The sequence below is a fragment of the Spiroplasma endosymbiont of Polydrusus cervinus genome (assembly GCF_964019755.1).
Taxonomy (GTDB): domain Bacteria; phylum Bacillota_I; class Bacilli_A; order Mycoplasmatales; family Mycoplasmataceae; genus Spiroplasma.
Window position 1 is genome coordinate 126,687 of record NZ_OZ026469.1, and the last position, 11,638, is coordinate 138,324.

The following is an 11,638-nucleotide window of genomic DNA, read 5'->3' on the forward strand; positions in this document are numbered from 1 at the left end:
TTCAAATAATTCTATTTTTTACTTTTATCTAAAATATCATGAATTGTTAATTGTAATTCTTTTGTTTCTTCAACTGCTAAGTCTTTTTTAGATTTTTTTGTAATGCCCTGCTTTGGCATTTGATTAAAATTAACCCTTTGAAGAGTTTGCTCATGATTATTTGAATTAACATTTTTTAAACCGACTTTAATTGCCCCCGCGGGGGCTTGTTCAATTGCTTTTAATCATTCTGTTCGTGATTTAGCTTTTACAATCGGTTTTGTTACTGTTTCTTCATAACCCTCATTATTATTAAATTTAAAATCAATTTGTTGTTGATGTTTATCTTTCAAAAGAACTTCAACAGTAGTAACTACTTTCCCAAAAGTTGGTTTTGTTGGATGAAAAAAAGTTTCCGTTATTTGCTCATTTTTTGATGGCTGGTTTTGTTGTGCTTGGGCTTTTACTAATACTACTTTCGCTTGTTCACGTTGTTTCTTTTCAATCAACATATCGGCCGTTGTTTTTATTTTCCCAAAAGTTTTACGAACAAACAAGGTCGGTTGTTGTGGTGGTGGGGCCGGGGGTAATATTTTCGTTTCGCTAACTTCGCCTACTTTTGGTGGTGGTAATTGTTCTTTTTCATATTTTGCTTTTAAGTATTTTTTTTTATTACTTTCATATTTTTCTTTTTTTGCCACATTTTTTCTCCGCGTGGTTTAACCACAGTTTTTTCTTTAAGCGCTTTGCTTTTTTTAATATTCTTTTCAAGTGTCTTAATCGGTTCTGCTGTTGCAATAACTTGTTCCGCGTGATAAATTTCATTCGTTGGAATCATTAGAGCTACTTTAACAGTGAGATCACTTTCTTCATCACTATTACTATCTGGTGAACTTGTTCCTTGTTCATATTTTTTTTCATCTGAAACAGTTTTATTAATTGGAACATTATTAGGCTTATTTGTTGCTTCAATTATGCGTTTAACACTATTAGTATTTTCATGTTCATGATGATTACCATATTTCTTACCAATAATATTACTGTTTTCCAAACTTTTTTTCGAAGGAATTACTTTTAAATCATAGTATTGGGGAATCACAATATCAACAATGTTTTCAAATCCTAACACATGATTAGCCATAACTAATTTGTGAACAGCCATTTTATCAGTATTAAATAATTCAATTTTATCACTTTGATTTAACATATGTAAAGTGTCTTTCCCTTTTATTAAAAAAGCTCAGCGGACAAGTTCGTTCATATCTTTATTTAATTTATACAAGCGAGTCCCTCGAACTGGTCGAGTCGATGTTGGAATTTCGGTTAAAGATATCTTTTTCCCAGTATTAAGGCTCGTAATGAAAACTAAATCATCTTCTTCACAATAACCAACACTAATAACAACATCATTTCGTAAATTGATTGATTTAACCCCCGCTGTGCGTAATCCTAAGATTGGAATTTGTTTTATCCGATATTTAACAATAAAACCATTCGCTGTTATTATCACAACATAAGGATAATGACCAACTAGCTGACTAGCAACAACTTCATCATCATTTTTTAAGTTAATCGCTTTAATCGCTTTACTAATTCGCGTCGCTTCAAAATCCTTAACTGCCGTCTTTTTAATCATTCCGTTTTTAGTTGCTAACATAATATATTGTTCTTTTTTATTAAAATCATTTAGTAAAAAAGAACTAATAATTTTTTCTTCTCCTGGTAATTCGGAAATTGTATTAACATGTTCACCAATATCGCGTAAACGAACGGTTTTAATTTTATAGACTGGAATAATAACATAATTTCCTTTTGAAGTAATTAATAAAATTTTATCAGAAGTACTTGCTTGTAAATCAGCAATTCATAAATCCCCTGGTTTTCGCTTAAATTCTTCGTATGCTAAGCGGACTAATTGATTATTTTCTAACGCTTTTAAATACCCATCGCGAGAAATTCAAATACTCAAATCTTTTTCAATAATTGTTTCTGTCTTTTGAATTTCAATTGTTTCAATTTCATTTTCAATAACACTCCGACGACGAGAAGCAAACTTTTTCTTAATTAATTCTAATTGATTAATAATAACATGATTTAATTTGTTGATATCTCTTAAAATTGCTTTTAATTCCTCAATTATGGCAATTAATTCTTTTTGTTCAGCTTTTAATTGCAAAATATCAGTTGAAGTTAAACGATATAAACGTAATTGTACAATCGCTTCTGTTTGAATTTTCGTAAAAGAAAACTTTTTCACTAAATTATGGATTGCATCACTACGATCTTTAGAATGGCGAATAACAGCAATAACTTCATCTAAAATACTAATTGTTTTAATTAATCCCGCTACAATTTCAGAACGTTTTTGGGCACGAGCTAATTCAAAACGTGAACGATTAGTAACAACTTCTTGCTGATGTTCAACATAGTATGCTAAAATTGCTTGTAAACCTAATTGATGTGGCTGTTTTTTGGCAATTGCAACCATATTAAAATTATAAGAAATTTGCAAATTAGTATTTTTTAATAAAAATTTCCGAACAGTTTCAACATTTGCTTGTTTCCCTAATTCAATGACAATCCGTAACCCTTCTCGGTCTGTTTCATCGCGGACTTCTTTAATATTTAAGCCTGGTTCATTATATTTAATATCATCAATCTTTTTAACTAAGTCTTGTTTAATAACTTCATACGGGATTTCGGTAATAACTAAGGCATTATTCTCATAAGCAATCTTACTACGAACAATAATTTTTCCTTTTCCTGTTTCATACGCTTCTAAAATCCCGCTTTTTCCTTGGATAATCCCCCCCGTTGGAAAATCAGGGCCCTTAACGTATTTTACTAATTCTTTAACGGTACTGTCTGGTTTTTTAATAAAATGAATTGTTGCATTAATAATTTCATGTAAATTATGGGGAGGAATATTTGTGGCATATCCAGCCGCAATTCCGGTTGAACCATTAACTAATAAATTTGGAAATAAGGCTGGTAAAACAACCGGTTCTTGTTCTGAATCATCAAAATTAGGAGTAAAAGCAACTGTTTTTTTATCAAGATCTTGTAATAAAAATGATGAAATTTCACTTAAACGAGTTTCAGTATAACGCATCGCTGCTGCTGAATCACCATCAATTGAACCATTGTTTCCATGCATATCAATTAAGGGATAACGAACTTTTCAATCTTGCGATAATCTGACCATTGCGTCGTAAACAGAAGTATCACCATGGGGATGATATTTCCCAATTACTTCTCCAACAATCCGCGCTGATTTCTTATAACTAATATTAAAAATTAACCGTAACTCATTCATCGCAAATAAAATTCGGCGTTGAACGGGTTTTAATCCATCACGAACATCGGGTAAGGCACGATCTTGAATAATATATTTTGCATAACGACCAAATCGTTCTGACATAATATCATTTAAAGTATAAATTAATTCATTTTCTTTTTCATTATTACTCATTTTTAAATCCCTCTCTATAAATGAACTTTCATTATTTCTGTCTTAATTATAAATTTTTTATAATCAATTTGACAAAATAACTTTTGCCCTAATTTTGTTAATATTCAATAATCCTGTTCTTTATCATAGTCAAAAAGTTGTTGATGATGAGTTAATAATAACAATATTCGATAATATTCTAATATTTGGCTGTTAAGTGCATTACATATCGTAATTAACTGTAAAAGTTGAAATAAAATATCTGTTCTTATTGCAAATTCTTGTTGATAATAAATTATTGCTCCTGATGTAATTATATACATTCCTTTTTGTGATAATCAATCAATTTCATATTGATAAGCTAATGTTCCTTCAATTAAGGATAATTTATAAATTGTTTGGTTTAAAGCATTTAATTGTTGTTTAATTTTTGCCTATAAATTCGGAACATTAATTAATCCAGGTTTTGAAAAGTCTACACTCATATTAATTTTTTGGTAAGCAATCAAAATTATTAAAATATTATAATTATAGTAATTTAACTTAAGCGCATTAGCATTATCATTAAAAAAATGAAGGCCTCTTTTGGTTAATACGTATAAGTTACTACTGCTTTCTAATTGATAAAGTGGTTCTGGCTGTTGTATTATTTTTTTTCAAAAACTTCTTTTTGAACAGTTTGTTGTTCCGATAATAATAAACTTTCATAACTTCATCTTAACGCTGTTTCATCCAGTTATTGGGAAATCAATTGTTGCTACAATAATATTATCACTATTTTCACTACCACTAGTTGTTGATATTTCTAATGTTAAAATCGCACTTATTTTTTTGTTTTAATAAGTCATAACTGAAAATTTTGGTATTGACTAAGTACTAGATTTATTTGATTTAGGTTATCAATTACTTTTTAATTGATTGTTACAACACCCTAATCCTTGTTAACTAATGATTGCTTGAAAATTGTCTTCTAAAGTGAATTTAACATTTTCATCAATTCAATCTTTCCGTTTTTTAGCATCATCTCCCATTAAGATTACAATCCGTTTTTCAGCCATAACAGCGTCATCAATTGTTACCAAAATTAACTGACGAGTTTGCGGATCCATCGTGGTTTCCCATAATTGTTCGGCATTCATCTCCCCTAATCCTTTATAGCGCTGTAATTCAAATTTACCATTAAATTGACTTAATTTATTTTTTAATTCATTTTCATCTCACGCATATTCAATATGCTTATTTTTGGTACTAGTAATTTTAAATAAAGGGGGTAAGGCAATAAATACCCGATGATTTTCAATTAATGGCCGCATGTAACGGTAAAAAAATGTTAATAATAAAGTTTGAATATGCGCACCATCAGTATCAGCATCAGTCATTATAATTACTTTTCCATAATTTGCATCATTAATATCAAACCCATTTCCAACACCAGCGCCAATGGCATTAATCATAACATTAATCTCTTCATTATTCATTAAATCCTGCAGTTTTGCCTTTTCGGCATTAATTACTTTTCCTCGTAATGGTAAGATTGCTTGAAAACGACGATCACGCCCTAACTTTGCACTACCACCAGCTGAATCTCCTTCAACCAGAAAAATCTCATTATTAAATTTATTGCGACTTTGGGCGGGGGTTAACTTCCCTGTTAATAAACGGTCACTATTCCCGCGTTTTTTATTACTCCGCTCTGCTTCCCGCGTTTTACGAGCTTCTTCGCGAACATTACGAGCTAATAATGCTTTTTCAATAATAGTATAAGCATTTGTTTTATTTTCGGTTAATCAAAAGCCAAATTGTTTCGCAACAATGTTTTCAACCGCTGTGCGAGCTTCATAAGTTCCTAATTTTCCTTTTGTTTGTCCTTCATATTGAATTAAATTTTCGGGAATTTTTACGGAAATAATTGCTGTTAAGCCCTCACGAGTATCAACTGAATCAAGGTTCTTATCTTTTTCTTTTAACAATCCTTCTTTTCGGGCATAATCATTAATAACTTTTGTTAATCCTGTTCGAAACCCAGCAACATGGCTTCCACCTTCACTTGTTTTAACATTATTAGCAAAACTAAGTAAATTTTCATTAAATTCGGTTGAATATTGCAAAGCGATTTCAACTTCAATTTGTTTTTCTACCCCTTTTAGCATCACAATTGGGTTAATACTTTTTTTTCCTTCATTCATATATGTAATAAATTCTTCTAAACCATTATTAAATAAATATGATACTTTTTTATCAGTTCGTTGATCATGTAACGTAAGTTTTAAACCACTATTTAAAAAGGCTGATTCACGAATTCGTTCAGCAATTGTTGAAAAGGAAAAATCAACTATTTTAAAAATCTTATGGTCAGGTAAAAAAGTAATTGTTGTTCCAATTTTAGTTGTTGTTCCAATTTTAGTTAATGGTTCTTTTACTTGTCCCCCATTAGCAAATTTAATATTTCAAACCTTTTGGTCACGATAAATTGTCACATCAAATGCTGATGATAAAGCATTAACAACCGAAGAACCAACCCCATGTAATCCTCCCGATGTTTTATAACCGTCACCACCAAATTTCCCCCCCGCATGTAAAACAGAAAAAATTACTTCTGGCGTTGACTTTCCTGAAGCATGAATTCCGGTTGGAACACCACGGCCATTATCAGCAACGGTAATGGCATTATTTTTATAAATGGTAATATTAATTTCATCGCAATAGCCTGCCAATGCTTCATCAATTGAATTATCAATAATTTCTCAAACCAAATGATGTAAGCCACGAACATCAGTTGACCCAATATACATCCCTGGTCGTTTTCGAACAGCGTCTAATCCTTCTAAAATTTGAATTGATGATTCATCATACTTTAATCTTTTATCTTCAATACTCATATTCTCTATCATCCCTTTTACTTATAATTTCACTATTAATATCTTATATTATAACGGTTTTATTTACAATTATTTACTAAATTATTTCTAATTACTATAATATGTAAATTGTAAATACCAAATCATAAAAAGTTAATTATTAATTTAGTTAACTTTTTTTAAGTTAATTTTTAAATTAATTATAGGAGGTTGAAATTATGCAAATAAATCACTATTTAATTTTGTGGTCTTAGTGAAAAAGTATGGTAAAGATATTGTTATTAATACTGTCAATAAGATTGTAAATGATATTGAAATTAAAAAGTAAAGAATAAATTATCCCGCGTAATTTACAATTTTCAATTAACTTTCAATTACTTCCAACTGGTGGTTGTTGTGGTTTGGGTTCTGGTTTATTACTCCCCGTTTTCACTATTATTTGGTTTTTCGCAACTAATTAATGATATTGTACTTGTTGCTTTTAATCCGATTGCCCCTAAAATATTTAAAATGTTATAATTATTGCAAATAAATTATAACATTTTAAATATTTTAGGAGGTAAAGTGTGAAAAAATATGAAAGATTAGATTTTAATGAAAGAGTAAATTTGGAAAAATTAAAAGATAATGAATTATTTAAAAAGGAAAATGGAATAATTAATATTCGAAAAATTGCTAAGCAAATGAATAGAGATTATAGAGCTATTTGGCAAGAGTTAAATATGTTTGATAATATTAATGATTATAATGCTGCAAAAGCACAAAAAATACATGATAAAAATAAAAAACAATGTCGTAAATATTCAATGTTAAATTCACAAGAATTAAGTCATTTTTCTAATGAATATAATAATTTTGGTCGTTCGCCACAAAATATTATTACTTCGTATGAATTACAATATAATGTAAAATTTGGTGTATGTTTTAAAACAATGTATAAATATATTAAATTAGGTTATTTTAATTTAAAAAAAGAAATGTTATATTTTAAAAATAAAAAAAGAAAAACAAAAAATGGGGAACAAAATGATAATCGTGGAAAATTACTTAATATTAGAGATTATAAGCAATTTTAAAATGATTATGGAAATGATTTAAGTTTTAGTGGAATTTGAGAAATGGATACTCTTGATTGTGGTAATTTTTATTTGTTAGTTTTAGTAAATCGTAAATCAAAAATACTTTTTTATCATATTTTATTTAGTAAAAAGGCAAGTATTGTATTAACAATTTTAATGAAAATGATTAAATAAATTGGTATTAGTAAATTTAGTTGTATTTTAACCGATAGAGGAAAAGAATTTTATAGATGAAAAACAATAGAAAAACATTTTAAAATAAGAGTTTATTTTTGTGATCCTGGTAAACTTCGCCAGAAAGCATTAGTAGAAAGAATAAATAAGAGATATAAGGCGTTGATTGACTCAAAATGAGCCATTAATTAATATTCGTAGTAGATTAAAATCTATTTTAGATATAATTAAATACCACAATTAGACCTTGCTTGGAAAATTTTACATCAAGACAATATTTTAAAAAAATTTTTTTAAATTAAATTAGTGTTTGTTAAGATTAGTAAAATTTATTTTTTTGTTGTGTTTAATTTTATAATTTTAAAAATAAATATTAAAAACAATATTTTTAATTTAATATTTTTTGTGATTATTGTTTTTTATTTTTAATTTGTTATAATGTTATTAACTTTTTATGATTTAGTTTTACAGTATACAATAGTAAAAGAGGGGTGAAGCAATGACATTATATGGATATTTAGGAACAGCTATTACTGCAATAATCGGATACTTAATTGGTTCTTTTAGTTGATCAATTTTTATTAGTAAAACAATTTATAAGATTGATGTGCGTGATTATCATTCGAAAAATGCTGGTGCTACAAATATTAGCCGTGTCTTAGGAAAAAAGTGGGGTTTTGCAATTATGTTTTTAGATATGTTGAAAGTTACAATTACAATGTTTATTGCATTCGGTATTAGTTGTATTAATATTAATGGTGTTAATTTTGGTTCAACTAGTTATTATATTCCAGCTTTTTTTGTTTTAATTAGTCATTCTTATCCAATTTATTATAAATTTAAAGGTGGTAAAGTAGTTTCTTCTTTTTTAGGATTATTATGGATGACTAATCCATATTACTTTTTAATTGCAACAGTTATTTGATGAAGTACAATTTTTATTTGAAATCGAGTCTCTGTTTCTTCAATTTTAGCAGCGTTGTTGACAGGAGCATTATGTTGGATTCCCCAATTAAGTGGTATTGATGTCATTAATTTCAATGGTGAATTATTCCAAGATTCTCATCTTGTTTGAGTCAATTACTTACATTATGTTAATTACGATAATTACTATGATAGTTTAGCTTTAATTAATATTATTGTTACTTTAAGTGCATACTTCCTAATCCTAAAACATCATAAAAATATTGCTCGTTTATTAAAAGGAACCGAAAAACCTTATGATTTTAAGGGGAAATCTGATTTAGAAACTGGAAATATTTCAACAAATAGTAAAAAAATAAGCAATAATTAAATTGGAACGATACCCAAAAAGTAGACATAAAATAAAAAACATTTGGTATTAATATTCTACACGATATGTTTGTTTAAAATTCATTCATTTATGAATTAAATTAATCATATCGTGTTTTGTTTTGATAAATAGTTTCTTTCTTTAAAATTGAATGAAAACTTTCTATAACTGCATTATCTAAAGGAGTACCTTTTCTTGACATTGATATACGTATTCCAAGATTTTCACAAAATTTATTATATTTAGTGGTTCTATATTGAATTCCTTGATCAGAATGTAATATTAAACCATTTAATTTTTTATTTTTTACAGCTTTTAAAAGAGTATTCATTACTAGCTCTGTATTGTTTTTAAAACTAATTTCATATGCAATAATTCTTTTATCATATAAATCAATAATAGTACTTAAATAAAGAAAATATTTTTGTTTATAAATTTTAATATAAGTAATATCAGTAACTCATTTTTGATTAATTTTTTCAGCTCTAAAATTTCTTTGTAATAAATTATATTTAGCATCTAATAAATTTTCATAACTACGATCAGTATTTTTTCTGTGAATATATTTTACTCAATTAGCTCTAATATTATAATTTTTAATTAATTTTAATAATTTTTTATGATTAATAATTCATCTAACTTCCTTCTCAATAGCAATTTTTAGTCTCCTATACCCGTAACATTTCTTTTTTTTCAAAAATTTTTTAATACTATTTATTTCTTTAAAATCATTTTTATTATTAAATCTTTGTTTATAATAATTAGCAAGATTAACATTAAGAATTTTACATAATACTTTTATTGAGTATTTATTTTTATATAAATTAATAAAATTTATTTTATATTTTGTTGTTGTCTTGAGAAGGAAAGAAACTTTTTTAGAATTTCATTTTCTAATCTTAAATATTCAAGCTCACTATAATTTTCCTTATGAATTTTTCTTTCAAAATTTAAATTTTTATTTTTATTTTTATAAAGTCACTGACTAATAGTATTGCGAGAAATATTATATTTTTCAGCTAAATAACTATAACTACATCCTTCTTTTAGATGTTCATTAACAATTTTAATAATTAATTCTTTACTTCTATGAATTTTTTTCCATTGTAAATTGTAAATACTAAATCATAAAAAGTTAACTAAATCAATAGTTAACTTTTTATGATTTAGTATTTACAATTTACACTTAAATATTTTAATAATTTATATATTCGTACTTAATAATTTATATTCTTAATTAATATGAGATTATTTTATCATTCCTAAATATTTTTGTTAAGACTGCTCTAATTTTTGGCCCCAAAATAAAAAATGTTTCAAAAACAGTTTTTATCGTAGTAGTTAATTAAAGCCCATTCCGCTTAAACCACCCATCCCAGGAATATTTGGCATTCGCCCAGATTTAATTTGACGAGCAATTTCATCAACTTGTTTTTTTGTTTTTTCAAATTGATTAATTAATTCATTATATTCTTTCTCAGTTCGCCCTGATCCTTTTACAATGCGGTTTTTACGAGATAAATGCTTTAAGAGGCGGGGTTCGCGCCGTTCTTTCACAGTCATTGAAGATAGTAATACTTCAGTTACTTTTAATTTGCGTTCAGCATCAGCAATCTTTTCATCACTTAACTTTGGCATTCCGGGTAGTAATTTCATAACCCCCCCCATTTTCCCCATTTTTGAAATTTGGTGCATTTGGTTTAACAAGTCTTGCATATCAAACTGCCCCATCATCATCCGGTTCATTGTTTTTTTCATATCGCGTTCATCTAAAACGTCTTTTGCTTTTTCAACTAAGGTTTGAACATCACCCATTCCAAGAATCCGGTCCGCCATTCTATCAGGATAAAAGATTTGTAAATTGCTCATTCCTTCACCAGTTCCAATAAAAGTAATTGGTAATTTCGTTAAATGCGTAATTGATAAGGCTGCCCCCCCCCGAGCATCACCATCTAACTTCGTTACAATTACGCCGGTTAATTTTAATAGCTGGTTAAATTCAGTTGTAATATTAATAATGTCTTGTCCAGTCATTCCATCAACAACTAATAAGATTTCATCGGGAGTAATATGATTTTTAATTTCTTTTAATTCTTGCATTAATTCAGCATCAATATGTAAGCGCCCAGCAGTATCAATTAAAATAACATCGTTTTTCTTTGCTTTGCCATATGCAATTGCTTCTTGTGCCGTAGCAATGGGATTTTGAGTTCCCTGTTCAAAAACTTCAATATTTAAATTTTTTCCAATAGTTTTTAACTGGTCAATCGCCGCTGGCCGGTAAATATCACAAGCAACTAATAACGGTTTTTTATGATATTTCTTTTCCACTAACTTCGCAATTTTTCCAGTTGTTGTTGTTTTCCCACTTCCTTGTAATCCAACCATCATTACAATTGTTGGTTTTGAAGCAAAAGATAATTCTTTCGTGGTTTTCCCAAAAATATTAACTAATTCTTCATGCACAATTTTAACCATCATCTGTGATGCATTTAATCCGTCTAAAATATATTCCCCACGAGTTTTAGCTTCAACAGCTTTAATAAAATCTTTCACAACTTCATTATTAACATCCGCTTCTAACAACGCTAAGCGAATTTCACGCATTGTTTCAGTAATAGCATCGGTTGTTAAAGTTGATTTTTTCATATTTTTCTCGATTGATTTCTTCAATCGATTTGCTAAAAAATCTCCAATCATATCTTTTTCTCCTTTATTTTGTATACTGTAAAACTAAATCATAAAAAGTTAATAAAATTATAACAAATTAAAAATAAAAAACAATAATCACAAAAAATATTAA

Annotated in this window: 8 protein-coding genes and 1 pseudogene; 2 read left to right on the top strand and 7 right to left on the bottom strand. The window is 27.7% G+C overall.

Features of this window, described 5'->3' with window-relative positions; genetic code table 4:
- Positions 1-11: 11 nt before the first annotated feature.
- The 5 genes from AACK78_RS00695 to AACK78_RS07175 form a co-directional block, all read right to left on the bottom strand.
- Entirely contained in the window at positions 12-680 is a 669-nt protein-coding gene (locus AACK78_RS00695) for a hypothetical protein (protein ID WP_338955626.1), read from the bottom strand.
- A complete protein-coding gene (parC, locus tag AACK78_RS00700) occupies positions 635-3,451 on the bottom strand; it encodes a DNA topoisomerase IV subunit A (RefSeq protein WP_338955628.1) in 2,817 nt (938 codons plus the stop codon). The genes AACK78_RS00695 and parC overlap by 46 nt, the downstream gene beginning before the upstream one ends.
- A 14-nt stretch (positions 3,452-3,465) precedes the next feature.
- Positions 3,466-3,753, bottom strand: coding sequence for a hypothetical protein (locus AACK78_RS00705; RefSeq protein WP_338955630.1), 288 nt, complete (start codon positions 3,751-3,753; stop codon positions 3,466-3,468).
- Positions 3,754-4,371: 618 nt separating this feature from the next.
- A complete protein-coding gene (gene parE / locus AACK78_RS00710; RefSeq protein ID WP_338955631.1) occupies positions 4,372-6,309 on the bottom strand; it encodes a DNA topoisomerase IV subunit B in 1,938 nt (645 codons plus the stop codon).
- A gap of 395 nt (positions 6,310-6,704) precedes the next feature.
- Positions 6,705-6,818, bottom strand: a complete 114-nt coding sequence (locus AACK78_RS07175; protein WP_422396873.1) for a lipoprotein — start codon at positions 6,816-6,818, stop codon at positions 6,705-6,707.
- A gap of 36 nt (positions 6,819-6,854) precedes the next feature.
- Here AACK78_RS07175 and AACK78_RS07180 point away from each other — a divergent pair.
- Both AACK78_RS07180 and AACK78_RS00725 read left to right on the top strand, forming a co-directional pair.
- Positions 6,855-7,843, top strand: a pseudogene (locus AACK78_RS07180) (IS30 family transposase).
- Positions 7,844-8,040: 197 nt separating this feature from the next.
- Positions 8,041-8,835, top strand: coding sequence for a glycerol-3-phosphate acyltransferase (locus AACK78_RS00725; RefSeq protein ID WP_338955634.1), 795 nt, complete (start codon positions 8,041-8,043; stop codon positions 8,833-8,835).
- A gap of 100 nt (positions 8,836-8,935) precedes the next feature.
- Here the strand turns inward: AACK78_RS00725 and AACK78_RS00730 are convergent, their stop codons facing one another.
- Both AACK78_RS00730 and ffh read right to left on the bottom strand, forming a co-directional pair.
- The gene (locus AACK78_RS00730; protein WP_338956476.1) at positions 8,936-9,742 is read right to left on the bottom strand and encodes an IS3 family transposase; all 807 of its coding nucleotides are present in this window, start codon (positions 9,740-9,742) and stop codon (positions 8,936-8,938) included.
- Positions 9,743-10,176: 434 nt separating this feature from the next.
- Positions 10,177-11,535 carry a signal recognition particle protein gene (ffh, locus tag AACK78_RS00735; protein ID WP_338955636.1) on the bottom strand — a complete coding sequence of 453 codons (1,359 nt, stop codon included), beginning with the start codon at positions 11,533-11,535 and terminating at the stop codon, positions 10,177-10,179.
- Between the last annotated feature and the right edge of the window lie 103 nt (positions 11,536-11,638).